The 22237-nt window shown below is 35.3% G+C and carries 17 protein-coding genes and 1 pseudogene; 16 read left to right on the plus strand and 2 right to left on the minus strand.

The features are described 5' to 3' along the window. Entirely contained in the window at positions 1-648 is a 648-nt protein-coding gene (gene rpe, locus H3U49_RS01005; RefSeq protein WP_198178962.1) for a ribulose-phosphate 3-epimerase, read from the plus strand. Beyond that, on the plus strand, positions 645-1334 hold the full coding sequence (locus H3U49_RS01010) for a thiamine diphosphokinase (RefSeq protein WP_198178964.1): 690 nt from the start codon (positions 645-647) through the stop codon (positions 1332-1334). Before rpe ends, H3U49_RS01010 begins: the two co-directional genes overlap by 4 nt. 228 nt (positions 1335-1562) lie before the next feature. Here H3U49_RS01010 and rpmB read toward each other — a convergent pair whose 3' ends face one another. Next, positions 1563-1748, minus strand: a complete 186-nt coding sequence (gene rpmB, locus H3U49_RS01015; RefSeq protein WP_038523104.1) for a 50S ribosomal protein L28 — start codon at positions 1746-1748, stop codon at positions 1563-1565. Between the two features lie 163 nt (positions 1749-1911). Between rpmB and H3U49_RS01020 the strand changes: the two genes are divergently transcribed. The 10 genes from H3U49_RS01020 to H3U49_RS01065 all read left to right on the plus strand — a co-directional run bounded on the left by H3U49_RS01020 (position 1912) and on the right by H3U49_RS01065 (position 13233). After that, positions 1912-2274, plus strand: coding sequence for an Asp23/Gls24 family envelope stress response protein (locus H3U49_RS01020; protein ID WP_034981534.1), 363 nt, complete (start codon positions 1912-1914; stop codon positions 2272-2274). A gap of 21 nt (positions 2275-2295) precedes the next feature. Beyond that, a complete protein-coding gene (locus tag H3U49_RS01025; RefSeq protein ID WP_198178966.1) occupies positions 2296-3954 on the plus strand; it encodes a DAK2 domain-containing protein in 1659 nt (552 codons plus the stop codon). Positions 3955-3956: 2 nt separating this feature from the next. Next, complete coding sequence (gene recG, locus H3U49_RS01030; RefSeq protein ID WP_198178983.1) at positions 3957-5993, plus strand: ATP-dependent DNA helicase RecG; 2037 nt, start codon at positions 3957-3959, stop codon at positions 5991-5993. Positions 5994-6010: 17 nt separating this feature from the next. Next, the gene (gene plsX, locus H3U49_RS01035) at positions 6011-7015 is read left to right on the plus strand and encodes a phosphate acyltransferase PlsX (protein ID WP_198178985.1); all 1005 of its coding nucleotides are present in this window, start codon (positions 6011-6013) and stop codon (positions 7013-7015) included. Between the two features lie 4 nt (positions 7016-7019). Further along, entirely contained in the window at positions 7020-7262 is a 243-nt protein-coding gene (gene acpP / locus H3U49_RS01040) for an acyl carrier protein (RefSeq protein WP_198178987.1), read from the plus strand. A gap of 119 nt (positions 7263-7381) precedes the next feature. Continuing rightward, positions 7382-8392, plus strand: a complete 1011-nt coding sequence (locus H3U49_RS01045; RefSeq protein ID WP_198178989.1) for an ABC transporter ATP-binding protein — start codon at positions 7382-7384, stop codon at positions 8390-8392. 3 nt (positions 8393-8395) lie between these two features. Next, entirely contained in the window at positions 8396-9373 is a 978-nt protein-coding gene (locus H3U49_RS01050) for an ATP-binding cassette domain-containing protein (RefSeq protein ID WP_198178991.1), read from the plus strand. A 2-nt stretch (positions 9374-9375) separates the two neighbouring features. Continuing rightward, positions 9376-10335, plus strand: a complete 960-nt coding sequence (opp4B, locus tag H3U49_RS01055; protein ID WP_046332260.1) for an oligopeptide ABC transporter permease — start codon at positions 9376-9378, stop codon at positions 10333-10335. Positions 10336-10349: 14 nt separating this feature from the next. Beyond that, on the plus strand, positions 10350-11270 hold the full coding sequence (locus H3U49_RS01060; RefSeq protein ID WP_046332259.1) for an ABC transporter permease: 921 nt from the start codon (positions 10350-10352) through the stop codon (positions 11268-11270). Positions 11271-11460: 190 nt separating this feature from the next. Continuing rightward, positions 11461-13233, plus strand: a complete 1773-nt coding sequence (locus H3U49_RS01065; RefSeq protein ID WP_198178993.1) for an oligopeptide ABC transporter substrate-binding protein — start codon at positions 11461-11463, stop codon at positions 13231-13233. A gap of 321 nt (positions 13234-13554) precedes the next feature. On the opposite strand, the pseudogene H3U49_RS09845 reads toward H3U49_RS01065, so the two are convergent. After that, positions 13555-13838, minus strand: a pseudogene (locus H3U49_RS09845) (ISL3 family transposase); the annotation flags it as partial. A gap of 316 nt (positions 13839-14154) precedes the next feature. On the opposite strand from H3U49_RS09845, the gene H3U49_RS01075 reads away from it, so the two are divergent. The 4 genes from H3U49_RS01075 (at position 14155) to smc (ending at position 22236) form a co-directional block, all read left to right on the plus strand. Next, positions 14155-15927: an oligopeptide ABC transporter substrate-binding protein gene (locus H3U49_RS01075; protein ID WP_198179568.1), complete on the plus strand. Its 1773-nt coding sequence runs from the start codon at positions 14155-14157 to the stop codon at positions 15925-15927. Positions 15928-16096: 169 nt separating this feature from the next. Beyond that, complete coding sequence (locus H3U49_RS01080) at positions 16097-17866, plus strand: oligopeptide ABC transporter substrate-binding protein (protein WP_198178997.1); 1770 nt, start codon at positions 16097-16099, stop codon at positions 17864-17866. Positions 17867-17973: 107 nt separating this feature from the next. Next, entirely contained in the window at positions 17974-18660 is a 687-nt protein-coding gene (gene rnc / locus H3U49_RS01085) for a ribonuclease III (protein ID WP_198178999.1), read from the plus strand. Between the two features lie 12 nt (positions 18661-18672). Continuing rightward, a complete protein-coding gene (gene smc / locus H3U49_RS01090) occupies positions 18673-22236 on the plus strand; it encodes a chromosome segregation protein SMC (RefSeq protein ID WP_198179001.1) in 3564 nt (1187 codons plus the stop codon). Position 22237 lies beyond the last annotated feature (1 nt).

A 22237-nucleotide genomic window follows, 5' to 3' on the forward strand; every position in this document is an offset into this window, starting at 1 on the left:
TTGATAGCACCATCAATATTAAATATTAATAATTTAAATTTAGAAAAAGATATTCAGACAGCTGTGAATGCAGGCATAAAAAGGTTCCACATTGATATCATGGATGGGCATTTTGTAGCTAATTTATCTTTTGGTCCACAACTTGTTTCAGATTTCAAAAAAACTTTTCCTGCTAGTGAGGCTGAGATTCATTTGATGAGCAATAATCCTGATGATTTGGTACCAGCTTTCACTAAAGCGGGGGCTCAAATTATCTTGCTTCATTATGAGGCAATGACTGAAGAAAAACTAAACTACTGGTTGGAGTATTTAAGAGAAAATCAGGTTAAAGCCGGGGTGGTTCTTAATCCTGATACTCCCATTTCTGTACTTTCCAAATTTATATCTAAAATAGATCAAATTTTGCTGATGACTGTTTTTCCCGGTTTTGGTGGACAAAAATTTATTCCAGAATCTCTTTCTAGAATCAAGGAAGCTTCAAGATTAGTTAAAGGTAAAGTTCCAATTGAAGTTGATGGAGGGATCAATGATCAAACTGCTAAAAAAGCTAAGGATGCAGGAGCAGAAATTTTTGTTGCTGGATCATATCTCTTTTGTCAAAATAGTGTTGAACAACAGATTGCTGAACTAAAAGGAATATTACAATGAAGGCCTGGGCGTTGTTAGGTGCTCCTAAACAATTATGGCCGAAGGATCTTAACCAGCAACTTTTAACAGCTAAAAAAAACGGTGATTTAATAATCGGCGTTGATCGTGGAGCTTTACTTTTAAAAGAAATGGGCATGAAAATTGATGTCGCTGAAGGAGATTTTGATTCATTACAAAAAAATGAATTAAGATTAATTGAACAAAATGTCAGAGATATCAGGTATTCGCTTCCAGAAAAAGATTTGACGGATACCGAAATGGCTGTTATATGTGCGCTTATAGATTATCATGTTTCTTATTTAACCCTTTTCGGAGCAACTGGAGGACGCTTAGATCACTTTTTATCTAATTTATTTATGGTTCTCAAACCTGAATTTAACCGGTTTGCTGAAAAAATTGAACTTATAGACCAACAAAATTCAATTAGATTTTACAACTGCGGACACCATGTGATTAAAAAATTATCGACTTATAAATATTTTGGAGTAATACCGTTAACAGCAGTTAAAAATTTAAAAATAGCTGGAGCTAGATATAATTTAAATGAATTTAACGGAATCAATCCTATTTCATTTAGTTCGAATGAATTTTTACTTAATGAAAATCAGTTTAGTTTATCTTTTGAAAAAGGTGTAGTAGCCGTTATTCAATCTAGGGATATTAATCGTTTTCAAAATATAAGATAATAAAAAACAGCAGAAATCTAATAAGAGCTCTAAAATTAGGACACTATTAAGCGAGGACTAACTGCCGATATTCTCTCGGACTTGGTCCTTTTTGTTTGATTTTGGCTATTTTCTGATTGTAGTAATGAAGTTTAGTTTCTAATTAAATATAAGGTCCAAAAATTAACAGATTTTGGGAAATAAAAAAACAGAAGAAAACTTCTGTTTTTTAAAACTTTATTATTTACGTTAGGCACGGGTAACTTTACCAGATTTTAATGTCTTAGTTGAAACCCATACACGCTTTGGCTTGCCATCAACAAGAATACGAACTTTTTGAAGGTTTGGCTTCCACGCACGACGTGATGAATTCAGTGAGTGTGAACGTGTGTTACCAAAAGTGGTCTTTTTGCCTGTGATATAATCTTTTGCCATTTGCTAAACCTCCTTTATTGTGTTTTCATACTAAGTTAAGATAGCATAAGTTTAAGATCATTGCAACTGCAAAAGTATTTTTTAAAAAGGGATTTTTGTATTTAAACTTGATTACTATGATAAAATAGATTCATAATATGAGAACAATGATACGGAGGTAAACATGGCTGTAAAAATCAAAACAAAAAACGGTTTGATTGATATTTCAAATGGAGTGATTGCAACTGTTGTTGGTAGCGCAGCTACATCTAATTATGGTGTTGTCGGCATGGCTTCAAAAAATGCTATCCGTGATGGTTTCGATGGAATATTAAATCGAGCAAATTATAAACGCGGTGTTGTTGTCAAGTCTGAGGATAATAAAATTACGGTTGATGTTTATATAATAGTCGGCTATGGTTTAAAAATATCTGAAGTAAGTCGCAACGTACAAGATAGTGTTAAATTCAATTTGAAAAATCAACTTGGAATTGAAACTAAAGCTGTTAATGTCATCGTTCAAAGTGTTAAAGTGCTTGATGAATAACTCAAGCGGAGGTTAGAAATATTGGTTTTAAAGGAAATAGACAGTAAAAAATTTAGAGATATGGTTCGCGTTGCTACACATAGACTTGGTCGCAATGCAGAGTTTATCAACTCTTTGAACGTTTTCCCAGTTCCTGATGGAGACACTGGAACAAATATGAATTTAACTATTGAAAGTGGTGCTAAAGCTGTTGCCCAAAATACTAGCAATAGTGTCGGTGATTTAACAGAAAGCCTTGCTAAAGGGATGTTAATGGGTGCTCGCGGTAATAGTGGGGTAATTTCTTCTCAGCTCTTTAGAGGAGTTTATAAGGCCACTCAAGGCATGAAAACTCTTAATGCACAAGAATTGGCAAATGCTTTTTCTAATGGAGTTGCAACAGCTTACAAAGCCGTAATGAAGCCAGTTGAAGGAACTATTTTGACTGTTGCTCGGATTGGCGCGCAAGAAGGTGCCAATAAGGCCAATGAAACCGATGATGTTGAAGAAGTTATGAAAGCCATTGTTGAAGGTGCAAAAAAGGCGCTGAAGACTACACCAGACTTACTGCCTGTTTTAAAACAAGTAGGTGTAGTTGATTCAGGTGGACAAGGATTACTCTTTATATATGAGGGCTTTTTAGAAGGACTTTTAGGTGAAGAGTTTGCCGATCGCTATCAGCCTGATGAAGGTGAAATGGATGAAATGATAAATGCAATGCACCACCAGTCAGTACAATCACAACTTTCAACACAGGATATTGCTAATGGCTACTGTACTGAAATTATGGTTGACTTAACTGCTGATGTTCCTAATAAGAAAACTTTCAATTTAGATGAATTTAGAGAACATTTGTCTCAATTGGGTGACTCACTTTTAGCTGTTTCAGATGAAGAAGTGGCCAAAGTTCATATTCATACTGAACATCCAGGAGCGATTTTTGCATATGGCAGTCAATTTGGTCAATTAGGAAAAATTAAAATTGACAATATGCGGATTCAACATGAAACAATAGTAAATAATAGTGAGGAAAACCAAGAAAACGTTGATTTTGCTGTTATTGCTGTCGCTTCAGGTAACGGTATTCGTAAATTATTTGAAAGTGAGGGTGTTAACCGCATTATTTCTGGCGGTCAAACAATGAACCCTTCTACACAAGATATTATTGACTCAATCAAAAAATCAGGTGCTAAAAAAGCAATTGTGATGCCGAATAATGGCAACATTATTATGGCAGCAAAACAAGCAGCTGAAGTAAGTGATATTCCAGTTGGCATTGTTCCTACTAAAACAATTTCGCAAGGTTTAACAGCCATGCTTTCATTTGATGCCGATGATTCTCTAGAAGACAATGTTGCCAACATGACTGACGCTCTTGATACTGTTGTTTCTGGGGAAGTTACTAAAGCTAACCGTGATACAACAATTAATGAAGTTGAAATTCATCAGGATGATTATTTGGGAATAATTGATGGTGATATTAAAGTGGCTGAAACTGATATCATTACTGCGGCTTCATCAATGGTTGAAAAAATGCTGGATGAAGATTCCGAAATCGTTACTGTGATGTATGGACGAGATTCTAATAAGAAAGAAGCTCAAGAACTGGTTGAAGCTGTTAAAGAAAAGCATGATGACCTTGAATTTGAGATTCATGACGGTGGCCAACCCGTATACAATTTCTTGATTTCTGTTGAGTAGTTATGATTGCCAAAAAACTATTTGCTCCTGTTAGTGACTTAAAAGGGGTTGGAGTTAAAACAGCTGCTGCACTGGGCAGCCTGGGAATTTATAGCATTTATGATTTGTTATATTATTTTCCGTTTCGTTATGATGAGCTGCAAACGATTCCTCTTGACCAGATCATGGATGGTCAAAAGGTAATGTTAAAAGGAATTGTAGCGACTCCTGCTTTTGTAACCAGGTTCGGCTATAAAAAAAGCAGACTTAGTTTCAAAATAAGAATTGACCATGATGTAGTCATGGTCAATTTTTTTAATCAGCCGTGGCTGAAAGAAAAAATTGAGGTTGGCAAAGAAGTTGCGATTTACGGCAAATATAATATTTCTAGGCAAAGTTTAGCTGCTTTTAAGTTCATTGCTGCTAAAGAAAATGATAGTGGTATGGCTCCCATTTATTCTGTGAACCGTCACTTAAAGCAGAAAAAACTGGTTGATTTAATTAAATTGGCTTTAGCTGATTACTTAACTGGTGTTGATGATGTTGTTCCAGTTTCAATTAGGAAAAAATATCATTTGCTTAATGAATCTGATGTTATCCAAAAAATGCATCATCCCCAAAATGCTACTGAATCACAAGTTGCCAAAAGAAGTGCTATCTTTAGGGAATTTTTTATTTTTCAAGCTGAGCTTGCCCAACTAACCGAAGTTAATCCTCGAAATAAGGGCTTTGCTAAAAAGTATGATTTAAGTGCAGTAGCTAAATTAACCAAGTCTTTGCCTTTTGACTTATCAACCGACCAAAAAAATGTTATTAATGAAATTTTTGCTGATATGTTTTCTCCAATCCAAATGCACCGTTTATTACAGGGTGATGTTGGTTCTGGAAAAACGATTGTAGCTGTCTATGCACTTTTTGCAGCAGTAACTGCTGGTTTCCAAGCTGCTCTCATGGTTCCTACTGAAATATTGGCTAGTCAACATTTTAAAAAGATTGATGAATTACTCAGGCCTCTGGGCGTTCGTTGTGCCCTATTGACTGGTTCGACTAAAAGCATGGAGCGCAGAGAAATTAACATGGAGCTTGCTGATGGCACTATTAATGTCGTGATTGGTACACATGCTCTGATCCAAAATACTGTTATTTTTAAAAACTTGGGATTGGTGATTATCGATGAACAACACAGATTTGGTGTCAATCAGCGGCAATCTTTGATCAATAAGGGAAATTTGCCCGATATTTTAGCTATGACCGCAACGCCTATTCCCCGAACTTTGGCTTTGACAGTTTATGGCAATATGGCCATTTCTGAGATACGACATCTTCCAGCTGGAAGGAAAAAGGTAGTTTCTTCCTGGAAAACTAGTACGCAAATGGAGCAAGTCTACCAATTGATGCGAGAGCAGCTTGCGCAAGGATATCAAATTTACGCTGTTACTCCTTTAATTACGGAGTCAGAAGCATTAGATTTAAAAAATGCAGAACAGCTTTATGCAAAATTAAGTCAAGATTTTCCTGAAGAAAAAGTGGTATTACTTCACGGTCAAATGCCTGGTAATAAAAAAGATAAGATAATGGCTGAATTTGCTGCTGGAAACATCAATATCTTGGTAACGACTAGCGTTATTGAGGTTGGAGTTGACGTGGCAAACGCTAATATGATGGTGATTTATAATGCTGATCGTTTTGGAATTAGTCAGCTTCATCAGTTAAGAGGGCGAATAGGCAGAGGAAAAACTCAGAGTTATTGCATATTTTTGGCTGATCCTAACACACAGGCAGGTAAAGCCCGTATGAAAATCGTGGCATCAACAACAGACGGTTTTAAATTGGCTGAAGAAGACCTAAAGATGAGGGGAGAAGGAGATCTTTTTGGTAAGGCACAATCTGGTTTACCCGAATTTCAGGTTGGTGACGTAGTTAACAACTACGATACTATGGTAGTAGCACAAAAAGAGGCCAGAAAATTAATCAAAAATGATCCATTCTTGCAAAATTCAGAAAATAAAACTTTAAAAGAAGTGTTAGAATATAAACAATTACAGCAAAAGAGAACATAGTAAAGGTTGAGGATACAATGAGAACTATTGCTATTGATGCTATGGGTGGAGAAAATGCGCCTGAGGCAATTATTCAAGCAGTCTTAAGGGCCAAAAAAGAGTTACCGGAAACAAAATTCGTACTTTTTGGTGACCAAAAAAGAATAAAAAAATTATTGGGTAGTGATAGCAGTCATATAGAAGTAGTTAATACTTCTGAAATTATTTTGGATGAAGATGAGCCAGTCAAGGCCATTAGATCTAAAAAAGATTCGTCACTTGTCGTGGCCGCACAATATGTGAAGCAGGGCAAGGCAGATGCACTTTTTTCATTAGGTAACACAGGCGCCATCTTAGCTTGTGGTATATTTATTATAGGACGCATTAAAGGAGTAGCCCGCCCTGGGTTCATGCCAACTCTCCCAGTAAAAAATTCAGATGATGGATTTAATATGATTGATGTTGGTGCTAATGCCAAAAGTAAACCGGAATATCTGCTTGCTTGGGCTAAAATGGCTTCGTATTATGCAGAAAAAGTGCGGGGAATTAAAAATCCGCGAGTTGGTCTTCTTAATAATGGGTCCGAAAGCGATAAAGGTGATGATGTTCATCAAAAAGCCTACCAGCTGTTATTAGAAAGCAAAGTTAATTTTATAGGTAATATTGAAGGAAATGAATTATTAGATGGTAAAGCTGATGTGATTGCAACAGATGGTTTTACTGGTAATGCAGTTTTAAAAAACATTGAAGGAACCTCAGGTGTTTTGATTCATCTATTGAAGGAAAACTTGCTTAATAACGGCCTTTTTGTTAAATTAGGCGCATTAATGATCAAAAAAGCTTTAAAAGGTTTAGTTTCAAAATTTGATGTTGATAAATATGGTGGTGCAGTTTTACTCGGAGTCAATGCTCCCGTAGTCAAAACACATGGTCGCTCAGGTCAACGTGCTGTTTATTTTACGATTAAACAAATTGATAAAATTTTACAGGAAAAAATAATTGATAATTTTAAGGTAGAGTTTGCTGTTGAAAATAAGAGGTAAAACTATGAGTAAAGAAGAAATTTTTACTAAAATTCGAGATATACTAGCAGATAATTTTGAAGTTGAAAAAGAAAAGATAACCGATGAAACTAATTTCAAAAGTGATTTGGACGCTGATTCCATTGACTTAGTGGAATTCATTTTACAACTAGAAGATGAATTCGGCGCCGAGATTTCTGATGAAGATGCGGAAAAAATTAAGACAGTTGGTGATGCAGTTATTTATGTAGCGGATCACCAAAAATAACTAAAAAATATTCATTATTAATTTGCATACAAAATGTTTCACGGTTATAATTAGAAATTAAATAAATTTATTAAATATCTTTAATAAATTCATTGAAGATTTGAGAGGGGAAATGACCTTTGGAAAAACAAAGTGATCTCTTGCTAGATATCCAGCATTTGCATACTGCATATCGTTTACATGGAAAGTTTTATGATGCTGCAGATGATATTAATTTAACGTTGAAGCGAAATGAAATTTTATCCATCGTAGGTGAATCTGGTTGTGGTAAGAGTACAATTGCATCGAGTATTATCGGCTTGTACGACCATAAAAATACAAAAGTAACTGGTGATATTCTATATAATGAGTTAAATTTAGTCGGATTGAATGAAAACTTGTTTAACAAAATACGTGGAAATAAAATTGGTATGATCTTTCAGGATCCTTTAGCCAGCTTAAACCCGCTGATGCGTGTTGGCGATCAGGTAGCTGAAACGCTTTATTATCATACGGATATGAATGAAAAAGAGCGTCATAATCGTGTGATTGAATTATTCAATCAAGTAGGAATGCCAAAGCCAGAAGAAACTTTTGAAATGTATCCTTTTGAATTGTCAGGAGGATTAAGGCAGAGGGTCGTAATTGCTATGGCAATTGCATGTAAACCCGAAATTATCATTGCAGATGAGCCAACTACTGCTTTGGACGTTACTATTCAAGCTCAAATTTTGGACTTGCTTGAAGATATTCAAAGACAATCACAATCTGGTATTATTTTAATTACCCACGATTTAGGTGTAGTTGCTGAAACTGCTGATCAAGTTGCAGTTATGTATGGTGGACAAATAGTAGAAAAAGCCGATGTAAAAACTATTTTTGAGCATCCACTGCATCCATACACTCGCTCCTTGTTAAATTCAATGCCTCAATCAGAAGACGAAGAAGAAGATTTACATGTTATTCAAGGAACAGTCCCTTCATTGCAAAATATGCCTAGAAAAGGCGACAGATTTGCTGCTAGAATTCCATGGATTCCTGCTAGTGCGCACGAAGAGGATCCGGTAATGCATGAAGTTGAGCCTGGTCACTGGGTAAGATGTACTTGCTGGAAGACGTTCCACTTTCAAGACGAAGTAGGTGGGGAGTAGTTTATGGCTAAAGAAATTATCCAAGTAAAAAACTTAAAAGTTCATTATCCCATTAGATCAGGTTTCTGGAACAGGATTACTGATTATGTAAGAGCGGTTGATGACATTAGTATTACCATTAATGAAGGTGAAACCTATGGTCTGATTGGTGAATCCGGTTCAGGCAAGTCAACTACTGGTAAAGCCATTGTGGGTGTTGAGCCTGTGACTAGTGGTAGTATCCTTTACAAGGGTGTTGATATTACCAAATCTAGAAATCGACGCAAACTAAACTACAATAAAGATGTCCAAATGATTTTTCAAGATTCAATGTCGAGTTTAAACCCGAGAAAACGAATCGAAGACATTATTGCTGAACCTATTCGAAATTTCGAAAATTTAACCACAGACCAAGAACGTGATCGTGTTCAAGAATTACTGGATATCGTAGGTATGCCTAGTGATTCAATTTACAAATACCCTCATGAATTTTCTGGGGGACAGAGACAAAGAATTGGCGTAGCTCGTGCGGTTGCAACTAATCCTCGTTTAATTGTTGCTGATGAACCTACTAGTGCTTTGGATTTGTCTGTGCAAGCTCAGGTTTTAAACTTTATGAAGCATATACAACAGAAATATAATATTGCTTATTTGTTTATTTCTCATGACTTAGGTGTAGTAAAGCATATGTCTGAAAACTTAGCTATTATGCACCGAGGACGTTTAGTCGAAATAGGCTCAAGAGAAGATATTTATGAGCATCCAATACATATTTATACTAAGAGATTGCTCTCTGCTATACCGCAAGTTGATGTTGAACATCGTGATGAGCATAAAAAACACCGACAAGAAGTTGAGAAAGAATTTCAAAATGATCAAAGCAAATGGTATGACAAGGATGGTCGTGTATTTCCTTTGCAACAAGTTTCTGGCAAACATTTAGTAGCTTTACCGAAAAAAGAATTGAACGAAGAGAAGATAAATGAAAAGGAGGGGGCATAATCATGTGGAAAACAGTTCTCAGACGAATTTTAATTATGATCCCGCAAATTATTATCTTGAGTATTTTGGTATTTTTCTTGGCTAAGATGATGCCAGGTGATCCTTTCACTGGACAAATTAATCCAAATACTGATCCTAAGCAACTTGAAGCTTTAAAAAGAGCGGCTGGTTTATATGATCCTGCACCAGTTCAATATGCACGCTGGGTAGGAAACCTGTTTAAAGGAGACCTGGGTACAAGTTATATCCAGCATGTGCCTGTTACTTCTTTAATTGCCGATCGTGCTGTTAATACTTTCTGGTTATCATTATTATCTACGGCTATCTGCTATGCTATTTCTATTCCTATGGGAGTAACAGCAGGTCGTCACCAAGATGAATGGCAAGATCAAGCAGTTCAGATTTTTAATTATGTTACTTTCGCTATTCCGCCATTTGTATTTTATATACTAGGAATCTGGTTATTTGGCTTTACTTTGGGCTGGTTCCCTATTTCTGGCTCTGTTTCACCAGGTGCCTCTGGTTTTTGGGGAACTTTAGGAAGCCAACTTTATCACATTATTCTACCTGCTATCCTAGTGGGATTAATTACCACTACATCAATTGTGCAATATTTAAGAACGGGAATAGTTGATAATAAGGTTGAGGATTATGTTCGTACAGCACATAGTAAGGGTGTGCCGGAAAAAGTTGTATTCAATAAACACATTTTACGTAATTCCCTTTTACCAATTGCCTCTTCTTTCGGTACAGTCATTACTGGACTTTTAAGTGGCTCGATGATTGTTGAATCAGTTTTTAGTTATCCTGGAATGGGTAAGTTATTTTTAGATTCTATTGGTCAGCGTGATTACACAACTTTGACTGCCTTAATATTAATTTTTGGTATTTTAACACTATTAGGTAATCTACTTTCTGATATTATCATGAGTATAATTGATCCAAGGATCAGAATTAAATAAAGGGAGGAGAAAATATGTCCGACAAGAAAGAAATTAAGACTAATTTGAAAGATAAAAAGAAAAATGTTTCTTCTCCTGAATCAAGTTTTAAAGTAATTATTAGAGAAATTGTAAAAGATAAGGTGGCATTAACTGCTTTTGTTGTAATAGTTCTAATATTGCTGTTTACCATGGTAGGCTCCTTATTTTTAAATTCTGCTCAGGTAACTGAAACAAATATAGTAGAAGCCTACAATCCATGGGGAACTGCTGGCCATATCTTAGGAACTGACGATGGTGGACGTGATATCGTCAAGTTACTAATAATGGGTGGACGAAATTCCATTTTGATTGGTTTAGGGGTAACCGTAGTTTGTGAAACTGTTGGTTTACTTGTGGGTCTAGTATCTGGATATTACGGTGGTAACATTGACGCCATAATAATGAGAATAGTAGATTTTGTTCAGGTATTGCCAACTTTCCCAATTGAAATTGTTTTAGTTTCTGTTATTCCGAACTACAATCCTATTAGTTTAATTTGGATTATTTCACTATTTGGGTGGCCCAAAACTGCAAGGTACTTTAGGGCCTTCATACTATCTCAAAGAGAAAGAGATTATGTTTTGGCTTCCAAAACTTCAGGTTCTTCAGACCTGAAAATTATGTTTCGTGAAGTTTTACCAAATATTACCTCAATGATTATTATTGATGTTGTATTAACTATTGCTGGTAATATTGGTATTGAAACTACGTTATCTTACATTGGCTATGGTTTACCAGCAACAGTTCCATCATTAGGTACTTTAATTGGTTTTGCCAATGATCCTGTAAACGTAGTAAGTCGTCCCTGGCTATGGCTTCCGGCTACAATTTTACTGTTAGCAATTTCGCTAAGTATAAATTACGTTGGTCGTGCCCTACAGCGTGCTGGTGATGCCAGACAACGTGAGAATTAATTCAATATTAGAATACAAAGAGCTTTGTCTAAAGAGACAAAGCTCTTTTAAATTAAAAATTATTATTATAAGCTTATTAAACTATTATGATATTTTTTGATAACATTTTTTTCTATGCTAGAATATGTTTGTTAGCTTATTCCAAGAATTTAGAGTTTATTCAATAAAAGATTGGAGTATGAATTAAAACATGAATAAAACAAAATTTTTATATTCTGCCAGTATCGTCTCAACTGTTGCACTAACTTTAGCAGCATGTGGCAAAGGTAATAACACTGGTAAGAATGAAAATGCTAAAACTGCAAGTAAATTTCCTCAATCTGTTCCAGTAAAAAATACCAAAAAGGGCGGGACTTTAAAGTATGCAATTATGACAGATACACCTTTTACTGGAATTTTTTCTGACGAATTATCAACTACAGCTATTGATAGTTCGGTTGCTGAACCGGGAGAGGAAGAATTATTTGATACTGATGATAACTATAAAATCACTAATAAGGGTCCAGCTACAATGAAACTCAATCGAAATGCTAAAACAATTACGATTAAAATAAAAAAGGGTGTGAAGTGGTCTGATGGAAAGCAAGTCAATGCTAAGGATATAGAATATCCTTATGAAATTTTGGCTAATAAGGAAAGCAAAGCACAACGATACAGTAATCAATTTGAAGAAATTGTCGGAATGAAAGAATATCATAATGGCAAGTCAAAAACAATTTCGGGAATAGAAATGCCAGAAGGTCCAAATGGACTGACTGTCATTCTGCATTTTAAAGAGATGAAGCCGGGCATGGTATATAGTGGTAATGGTTATTATTGGGAATACGCAGCGCCATATCATTATTTAAAAGATATTCCATTTGCAAAATTGCAATCTTCAGATCAAATTAGAAAAAAGCCATTGTATTTCGGCCCATACAAAGTTCAGAAAATAGTTCGTGGTCAGTCGGTAACTTGGATTCCAAATAAATATTATTGGCGTGGCCAACCTAAGTTGGATAAAGTGGTTTCACAAGTAATCTCACAGAATTCAATTTCACAAGCAATTAAAAGTCATAAATTTGATATAGCTCAGGTAGTTAATTCTCAATGGAACGAAGTTAAGGATACTAAAGGTGTTAATTTTGTTGCCCAAATTCCTCTAGGTTATCACTATATTGGCTTTAGAGTTGGAAAATGGGATGCCAAGGCCGGCAAAAATGTGATGAATTCTGAAGCAAAAATGAATAATCAAGCACTTCGTCAAGCAATGTCTTATGCCATAAATATTGATGAGGTTGATCAGCACTATACTGCAGGTTTGAGTTTTAGGGCTCCAACTTTAATTCCAGCACAATTTGGAGACTATTTCGATAAAAAAGCAAAAGGTTACACTTATAATTTGAAAAAAGCCAATCAAATTTTAGATAAAGCTGGTTACAAAAAGCAAGGTCAATGGCGTGTACAACCTAATGGTAAGCCGCTAACTATCAAATTTTTAGCAATGACAGGGAGTTCAATTCAATCACCGACTGTGCAGAACTATATTCAGCAGTGGAAAAAGATTGGCCTAAAAGTGAAATTAGTTGGAGGAAGATTAACAGAATTTAATTCTTTTTATGACAAGTTACAGCACGATGATCCTCAAGTAGATATGTTTATGGCAGCTTGGTCTTTGGCCAGCGAACCATCACCTGCGTCACTTTATGGTGAGACTTCACAGATGAATTATAGCCGATTTGCGACTCCAGAAAATAATAAGCTTTTGCAAGAAATAGATTCGCAAAAGTCATTTGATCACACATATAGAGTTAACAAATTCCATGAATGGCAGGAATACATGAATAAGCAGGCATATGTTGTTCCTGTGGATAATTCGTATAAAGTTATTGCAGTAAATAATAAGGTTACAGGTTATTCAACTAAACCTTCAGATAATTCTAATGGGCATCAATTGTGGTACAAGATTGGATTTGTAAAATAGTAAAATAAATTTTTAATTAATTGTTATATAAAAACAAAAATGGCTCTTTATCAAACATACTAAAGTAGGAAGCAGATAGAAGCATGATGATACTGAAGTGACACCCAAGTTTGTTCTAAGTTTAGCGGTCACTTCATACTTTTATAGCTATTTGTCAAATCCTATTGATAGAGATTAAATGAGTAGAATCAAGCAGCTAATAAACTGCTTGGTTTTTTTCTTTCACCTTGTTTTCTGCCAACCTAATCCTGGTTAGCAGATTGTAGATATTAGTGAGCTTTCACACTGAAGAAGTATGCCTTCGTCTACCAGGTGTAATTAAGCCATTGAGCGCTTATTGCAGGTGCGACACCAGACTCGCTGCTTAAAAAGCCTAATAATGAATGGCTGACTGGCATTGGCAGCAGGATAGCGGATTTCGGTTTTCAAGCGGCCATTGTGTCCGCAACCTGCGAGCCACAGAAAGGACAGCTGGGCTGCAATAAGACAGCTTGGTAAACTTTTTGCTTATGGCCGTTAACCAGGCGCAAGAAATAATCTTCAAAAACAATGTTTTGATCTTTAATATCAAGCGCAAATTTAATATAATTATCGAGAGAGGACATAATTCAAACCTTCTATAAAAAAATATTGGGTGAAGTTAATATTTTATTACACGAAGCAAGATGAAAATGTTCTCCTTTTTTTATGCAATAAAAAACCCATTAACAGCTTACCACATAGATAAGTCATCAACAGGATAAATTATAGAGGCCATCAATTTTCTTAAACATGTTTTTTGTATTTTTGCTAATAAAATAATATGATTTTGTAGAAAACTTTAATTAAGAATTAATAAAACTATTGTTTTTCTAATCTTTTTTGTTATTATTTGATTTAAGTTTTAAATCGTGTTTGTACTTTTGTAAGGAGAGAAGAATGATGAAAGAAAAAAATTTTTTATGCTCCATCGGTATTATAGCTACATGTGCCATGGCTCTGGTTGGTTGTAATAAAGGAAATAAAAGTAATAATGAGGACAGTTCGAAGGAAGCAAGTAGATTTCCCAATGCTTTGCCAAAAAAGCAAACAAAGCAAGGAGGAACTGTTAGAGTTGCCGTTGAAACAGATACGCCTTTTACAGGAATATTTACTGATGAATTAAGCGTAACTGCGACTGATGCAGATGTTGCATCGCCAGGTGAAGAATCTTTGTTTTATACGGATGATAACTACAAAATAAATGATAAGGGCCCAGCAACAATGAGGCTGGATCAAAAAAACAAAACTATAACTATTACAATCAAAAAGGGTGTTAAGTGGTCAGACGGCAAGCAAGTAGTTGCTAAAGATATGGCATATCCTTATGAAATATTGGCTAATAAAAATACTAAAGCTCAAAGATATTCTACTAAAATGGAAGTTTTAAAAGGAATGAAGGAATATCATGAGGGTAAAGCCAAAAAAATCTCAGGAATTGAATTGCCGGATGGTGATAATGGTCGCAAAATGATCTTGCATTTTTCCTATATGACACCAGGAATGGCCTTTAGTGGTAATGACTATTATTGGGAATCAGCTTCACCCTATCACTATTTAAAGGATGTACCTTTTAGTAAACTCGAATCCTCAGATAAAGTTAGAAAAAGACCAATGTATTTTGGTCCTTATAAGTTAGATAAACTAGTTCGTGGACAGTCAGCTACATGGGTACCAAACAAATACTATTGGCAAGGCAAACCAAAACTGGATAAAATTATTTACCAAGTTGTTTCTCCCAATTCAACTTCTCAGGCAATCAAATCACATAAGTTTGATATTGCCCAAGTTATTAATGCTCAGTGGAAACAAGTAAAAGATACTAAAGATGTGAGGTTTATTGCTGAAATTCCTTTATATTACTCATACCTAGGGTTTAAAGTCGGCAAGTTTGATGCTAAAAAAGGTAAAAATGTTATGAATCCTCATAGTAAAATGAATAATAAAGCCTTAAGGCAAGCTATTGGGTATGCCATGAATGTAGAGGATGTCAATAAACGCTACAATAATAATTTAAGTTTCCGGATTCCAACATTAATTCCAAAGCAATATGGTGATGTATATAATAAAAATGTTAAAGGATTTTCATATAACTTAAAAAAGGCTAATGAACTTTTAGATAAGGCTGGCTATAAGAAAAAAGGCAAATGGCGCGTTCAACCCAATGGTAAGCCTTTAAAAATCAACTTTTTAGCTATGTCGGGTGATGCTACACAAGGACCCATTATCCAAAATTACTTGCAGCAGTGGCATAAAATTGGGCTAAATGTAGGTCTTCTAAATGGCCGGTTGACAGAACGTAACTCATTTTATGATAAAGTTCAAAACGATAATCCTCAAGTAGATATGTTTCTAGGTGCTTGGGGTCTTTCTACGGAACCATCACCCAATGGATTATATAGTGAAGGTGGACCGGCGAACTATACCAGATTTGTTACTCCTGAAAATAACAAATTGATTAAAGAGATTGATTCTGCTAAAGCATTCAACCATAAATATCGTGTTGAAAAATTTCATGAATGGCAACAGTATATGTTTGATCAGGCTTATGTTATACCTGTTTTTAATGCATATAAAATTAAAGCGGTTAATAATAAGTTAACTGGTTTATCACTAAAACCTTCTGAAACAAATAACGGTCACCCAATATGGTACAAAGTCGGTTATATTAAATAAAATTCAGATTATTATTATTTATGGCCTTGTACACATCTCTTGATTTTAATAAAGCAAAATTAACATTTTATTAGTAAAACTATTGCATTTTTAATTTTAAGTGTTAACATTTAGTTATTAACTTGCTTCCAAAATTATAAATGATGTTGGAGAAGGAGAATATTGTGTTATGAAAAAAGGTAAACTAATAGGTTCGGTAGGAGTTTTAACTGCTGCAACCTTGACTTTAGTAGCTTGTGGTAAGAGTAACACCAAGAGTAATGAAGGTGCAAAAACAGCAAGTAAATTCCCAATTCAGACTCCCGTAAAAACCGCTAAACAAGGTGGTACGCTAAAGGTGGCAGAAGTTACTAATACGCCATTTACTGGTGTCTTTAATGAAGAGCTGCAAATGGATCAACCAAGTGCTGATGTTACCAGTCCAGGACAAGAATCATTATTTGATACTGACGATCACTATAAGATCAATGATAAAGGTCCGGCTACTTTAAAATTGGATCGTAAAGCTAAAACAGCAACTATTACTATTAAAAAGGGCGTAAAATGGTCCGATGGCAAACAAGTTACTGCCAAAGACGTTGAATTTGCGTATGAAATTATTGCTAACAAGGCAACTAAATCACAAAGATACGCGACTCAATTTAATATTATTAACGGAATGGCTGATTACCATGAAGGTAAGTCCAAGACTATTTCTGGGATTGAAATGCCAGATGGTCCTAATGGACGTGTTGCGGTGTTGCATTGCAAAGAATTAAAACCAGGTATGTACTATAGTGGTAACGGCTATATTTGGGAAATGGCAGCTCCATACCACTATTTGAAGAATATTCCTTTTGCTAAGCTGGAGTCTTCTGATGAGATTAGAAAGAAGCCACTGTTCTTTGGCCCATACCAAGTTAAAAATGTGGTCCGTGGTCAGTCTGTAACTTGGGTTCCAAACAAATATTACTGGCGTGGTAAACCAAAATTAGATAAGATTGTCTACCAAGTAGTATCTCCAAACTCTGCTTCACAAGCGATTAAGAGCCATAAGTTTGATATTACCCGCGTTACTAATAGTCAATGGAAACAAGTGAAGGATACTAAGAAAGTTAATTTTATTGCCCAGATTCCTTTAGCATATAGTTACCTGGCCTTCAAGGTAGGTAAATGGGATACTAAGAAGTCAAAGAATGTGATGAATCCTCATGCTAAAATGGGTAATAAGTCGTTACGTCAAGCAATGGCTTACGCTATGAATACTGATGCTGTATATAAGCATTATACAGACGGCTTAAGTTTCCAAATTCCTACATTGATTCCGGCACCATTTGGTGATTATTTCGATAAAAGCGCCAAAGGTTACACTTATAACATTAAGAAGGCCAATCAAATTTTAGACAAGGCTGGCTATAAAAAGAAAGGTAAATGGCGTACTAATCCAAACGGTAAGCCTTTAACAATAAATCTTTTGGCTATGTCAGGTAACGCCATTCAACAACCAATTATCCAAAACTATATTCAACAATGGAACAAGATTGGCTTGAATGTTAAACTTGTTGGTGGACGCTTGACTGAATTCAACTCATTCTATGATAAAGTTCAAAATGACGATCCAAAAGTTGATCTGTTTTTGGCAGGTTGGAATTTGTCCACCGAGCCTTCTCAGGAACAAATGTATAGTGAAGGAACAATGTCTAACTATTCACGTTTTGTAACTCCTGAAAATACTAAACTTATTCAAGAGATGGATTCACAAAAAGCCTTTGATCATAAGTACCGCGTTCAAAAATTCCATGAATGGCAGAAATATATGATTGATCAAGCATATGTAGTACCTACTACTAATGCATACAGAATTGATGCGGTTAATAATCAAATTACCGGGTACTCACTGAAGCCATCACAGACAAACAACGGACACCAATTATGGTACAAAGTTGCTTACGCTAAATAAAAGTTATTTAATTAAGTAGATTAGAAAACTATTGTCATTTGAGGACAATAGTTTTCTTTTTTAATGGTAAAAACTGGTATAATTTAGATTGTTAAGGAGTTGAAGAAATGGTTAGTACCAAATTCATTAAACGATTAGATACAAAATACAAAATTAAATTTAATAATCCCAAATTATTAGAAGAAGCTTTTACTCATTCTTCTTATGCCAATGAACATCCTGAAGATGGTGTTCGGGATTACGAAAAGCTGGAGTTTTTAGGGGATGCAGTTTTGGAATTAGCAATTTCTGATTACCTCTACCGTAATTTTAGAAATCTTAATGAAGGTGAATTAACTAGAATGCGGTCAAATATCGTTGATACTGAAGGATTTGCAGAATTTGCTCAAAAATTTGGTTTTCCGGCTGAGATTAATCTAGGTCATGGTGAGGAAAAAGCAGGTGCACGTTCTCGTAAGACTCTTTTAGAAGACGTTTTTGAGGCATTCAACGGTGCGCTTTTTCTTGATCAAGGCATGGAAGCAGTCGAGCATTTTTTAAGTTTAACAGTATACCCGTTAATTGATGCTGGCAAATTCGATGCGTCAAGGGATTACAAAACAGACTTACAAGAATTATTGCAAAAAGATGGGCCGGTTAAGATCGAATATGAAGTTTTAAAAGAAGAACAACTGCCTTCTAGTTTTATTGTACAGCTGGTTGTTAATGGAAAAGTATTGTCTAAGGGACAGGGTCATAATAAAAAAGCCGCTGAACAAGAAGCTGCAAAAACAGCTCTAAGTAAGCTCAATTAGGGAGATGAGTATGTGCCACTAACAGAACTGATAATTGACGGCTTTAAATCCTTTGCCGAAAAAACTACAATTAAATTTGACACTGGTATTACTGGCATAGTTGGTCCCAATGGTAGTGGTAAGAGTAATATTACTGAAGCAATCAGATGGGTCATGGGCGAATCCAGTGCTAAATCTTTACGTGGTTCAAACATGAAAGATGTTATTTTTGCTGGGAGTGAATTCCGCAAACCGGCAAATCATGCAGAAGTTTCTCTCATTTTTAACAATGAAAAGCATGAACTCAACTTTAAGGAAGACCAGGTAATTGTTACTAGGCGGATTTTAAGGTCGGGAGATAATGAGTATTTAATTAACAAAAAGAGTGTCAGACAACGTGATGTGCGTGCTCTATTTTTGGATTCTGGAATTTCACAGGACAGTTTAGCAATTATTTCCCAAGGCCGGGTGGATCAGATATTAAATTCTCATCCGGAAGAACGGCGTTCACTATTTGAAGAAGCAGCAGGTGTACTTCATTTTAAGAGACAAAAAGAAGAAGCAAAGGTTCAGTTGGAACAGACAACTGATAATTTAGTGCGCATCAACGATCTTGTCAAAGAGCTAGAGCAGAGGATTGAACCTCTTCATGAACAAAGTTCTTTAGCTAAAGAATATCAATTTCAGAAAAAAGGCTTGGATCGAGAACTAAAAACGTTATTGGCATTTGAAATTCAGGATCTAGATAATCAAAAAGAAAAAGAACAGGAAAAGGCCGATGAAAATCAAGGCCTTTTATCTAAGCTGGATCGAGAAGTAAAAGATTCTCAAGCAGCTGTGGCGAACAAAAGAAAAGAATATCAAACTTTAAATAGTCAAAGAGATAAGGTACAAAATGATTTACTTTCTTTGACTAAAAAGCTTTCTGAAATTAATACCAATTTGCAGGTTGCGGAACAATCTAAACAATATAGCGCAGCCACAAAAAAAGAATATGAAACTGAATTGAGTGACTTAAAAAAGCAATTATCGGCAATTGAAAGTGATAGGATTGATCTGCTTGAAAAAGAAAAGAATTTAAAGGGTGAGCAAGAGAAGTTAAATGATAAAAGAACTAAACTCTGCGCTCAGCTAAAAGAAAATCCTGAACAGCTAAACCGAAAATTAGAACAGCTCCGTTCAGCTTATATTCAGTTGTTGCAAGATCAAACTTCTAATAATAATGAAATAGTTTATTTGAATTCTGAACTGAAAAAACTTTCTGATAATAGCCAGTTTCAAACAGAAAATGTTGTTGAAGAACTAAGAAATGAAACTACTGAGCTTAAACGACTTAAATCTGAAGGTAGGTCACTTAAAGAAAACTGTCAGGTTGAAAAGCAGAAGATTGCAGATCTCATTAGGGAGCAAAAATTAAGTCAAAAAAATTTGTCATCTCTTCAAGAATCATTGGCGACCAAAAAACAACGTTTTAGTCAATTAAATGCGCGTTATGATGCTCTGGAGAATATACGCAAACGTCATGAAGGTTATTTTTACGGAGTCAAAAATGTTTTAAATAATATTTCCGCTTATCCTGGAGTAGTTGGAGCAGTGGGAGAATTAGTTACCTTTCCTGCCAAATATGAAGCTGCAATGGCTACAGCATTAGGGAATGGGGTTCAGGATTTAGTCACTAAATCAAAATTGGATGCTCGGGATGCTATTAATAAATTAAAAGAAAACCATGCGGGCCGTGCTACTTTTCTTCCTCTTGACGGTTTAAGAGAATATACAATACCAACTTCAACTATCAATACAATTTCTTCTTTTTCCGGATTTCAAGGTATTGCAAGCGAAATAGTTAAAAGTTTACCTAATCAAGATATTGCGCCTGCAATTAATTATCTCCTTGGAAATACTATAATAGTTGACACAATAAGCAATGCTATGAAGATAAGACAGAGAATTTCTCGCTATCGTATTGTAACTCTTGACGGAGATGTTATTTCACCTGGTGGTTCAATGACAGGAGGAGTGCGTAATCAAAAAAGCAATTCTCCACTTCAAACAACTGCTGAACTGAGGCAATTAAGACAAAATATTAATGATTTAAAAGCAAAAATTAAGAATGAACAATCTCAGTTAGCTGATGCTGTAAGCAAGAATGAAGTTTCAACTCAGCAGTTGAATGATGTGAGATCGAAATTTCAAAATCTTAAACAAGAATTAGGTGAAGCGGTTCTTTCGTATCAAAACCAAGAAAAAGAAGTGAACAGGTTAAAGGCTGCGAATAGTTTGTTTGAACAACAAAAGCAAGAACGCAACCAGGAAATTGCTGAAACTAAGAACAAGATTAAGTCTGCCGCAAAAAAGAAGGAAGAACTGCAGGAGAAAATACTTCAGCAAAAACAGGATATTAGTGAATTGCAATTACGTATTAAGAACTTTTCAGAGTTGAATCAAGAGGTTCAGGAAAAGTTAAGCGAACTTGATCCGCAAATAGCAGTTTATGCTAATAAGTTGGAGAACGTTTCAAAGCAAAAATCCGATAAAAAGAATGAATCAAAGCAGCATCAAAATCAGATTAGTACTTTGTCCCAAAAGTTGAAGGAACTTGATGAAAAAGATGTGCTCGGTGACGAAAAGAAGATGAATTTTGAACACGAAAATAAAGAGGGCATTGCAAAAAAGAAAAATTTGCAGGAACAGCTTAATACTTTAAGTTCTAAATTAGGGCATTACGATGCTAAAATTAACCAACTTGATCAGGTAGCGAGTCGTAATTATGAACTTCGTAAAGATGCTGCTGCTGAACAAAAAGATTTTTCTGTGAAAATAGCACAGTTGAATAGCCAAATAGATCAACGTTTAGATACTTTGAATACGGAATATTCGCTAACATATGAGGCCGCATTGAATCAAGCGGAAACAGAAAATAATGAGGCCAATAGGACACAACTTCAGAAGAATGTGAAACTGCATCGCATGTCTATTGCGGACATTGGTCCAGTTAATCTGAAGTCAATTGAAGAATATGAAAATGTTAAAAAACGTTACGACTTCCTTAATGCACAACAAAACGATTTGTTAAAGGGTCGAGACAATTTAGAAAAATCGATGTCGGAACTTGATCAAGAAGTATGTAGTCGCTTTAGTAAAACTTTTACTGAGATAGCCCATAGTTTTACTGAATTGTTTCCGGTGGTTTTCGGAGGTGGCAGTGCCAAATTAGTTTTGACTAATCCTGAAGATTTATTGAACACAGGAGTTGAAATTATTGCTCAACCACCGGGTAAAAAGTTGCAAAAACTAAGTTTGTTATCAGGTGGAGAAAGGGCACTGACAGCAATTACATTGCTTTTTGCTATGCTCAAAGTCAAACCGGTACCATTTTGTGTACTGGATGAAGTGGAGGCAGCGCTTGATGATGCAAACGTCACGCGCTTTGCACATTTCTTAGAAGAATATGATATGCATACACAATTTATTGTAATAACGCATAGAAGAGGAACAATGGAAAAAGCAGACCAACTTTATGGTGTTGTTATGCAAGAATCAGGCGTATCGCAAGTATTGTCAGTGTCATTAAAAGAATTAAAAAATGAGGTGAAATAAC

Origin of the sequence: Lactobacillus sp. W8174 (genome assembly GCF_016100975.1) — a bacterium.
Taxonomy (GTDB): domain Bacteria; phylum Bacillota; class Bacilli; order Lactobacillales; family Lactobacillaceae; genus Lactobacillus; species Lactobacillus juensis.

Bases quoted from the DNA above. Each gene is read 5' to 3' on its own strand.
- H3U49_RS01010 (WP_198178964.1), top strand. From the start codon at position 645: ATGAAGGCCTGGGCGTTGTTAGGTGCTCCTAAACAATTATGGCCGAAG.
- rpmB (WP_038523104.1), bottom strand. From the start codon at position 1,748: ATGGCAAAAGATTATATCACAGGCAAAAAGACCACTTTTGGTAACACA.
- H3U49_RS01020 (WP_034981534.1), top strand. From the start codon at position 1,912: ATGGCTGTAAAAATCAAAACAAAAAACGGTTTGATTGATATTTCAAAT.
- recG (WP_198178983.1), top strand. From the start codon at position 3,957: ATGATTGCCAAAAAACTATTTGCTCCTGTTAGTGACTTAAAAGGGGTT.
- plsX (WP_198178985.1), top strand. From the start codon at position 6,011: ATGAGAACTATTGCTATTGATGCTATGGGTGGAGAAAATGCGCCTGAG.
- acpP (WP_198178987.1), top strand. From the start codon at position 7,020: ATGAGTAAAGAAGAAATTTTTACTAAAATTCGAGATATACTAGCAGAT.
- H3U49_RS01050 (WP_198178991.1), top strand. From the start codon at position 8,396: ATGGCTAAAGAAATTATCCAAGTAAAAAACTTAAAAGTTCATTATCCC.
- opp4B (WP_046332260.1), top strand. From the start codon at position 9,376: ATGTGGAAAACAGTTCTCAGACGAATTTTAATTATGATCCCGCAAATT.
- H3U49_RS01060 (WP_046332259.1), top strand. From the start codon at position 10,350: ATGTCCGACAAGAAAGAAATTAAGACTAATTTGAAAGATAAAAAGAAA.
- H3U49_RS01065 (WP_198178993.1), top strand. From the start codon at position 11,461: ATGAATAAAACAAAATTTTTATATTCTGCCAGTATCGTCTCAACTGTT.
- H3U49_RS01075 (WP_198179568.1), top strand. From the start codon at position 14,155: ATGAAAGAAAAAAATTTTTTATGCTCCATCGGTATTATAGCTACATGT.
- H3U49_RS01080 (WP_198178997.1), top strand. From the start codon at position 16,097: ATGAAAAAAGGTAAACTAATAGGTTCGGTAGGAGTTTTAACTGCTGCA.
- rnc (WP_198178999.1), top strand. From the start codon at position 17,974: ATGGTTAGTACCAAATTCATTAAACGATTAGATACAAAATACAAAATT.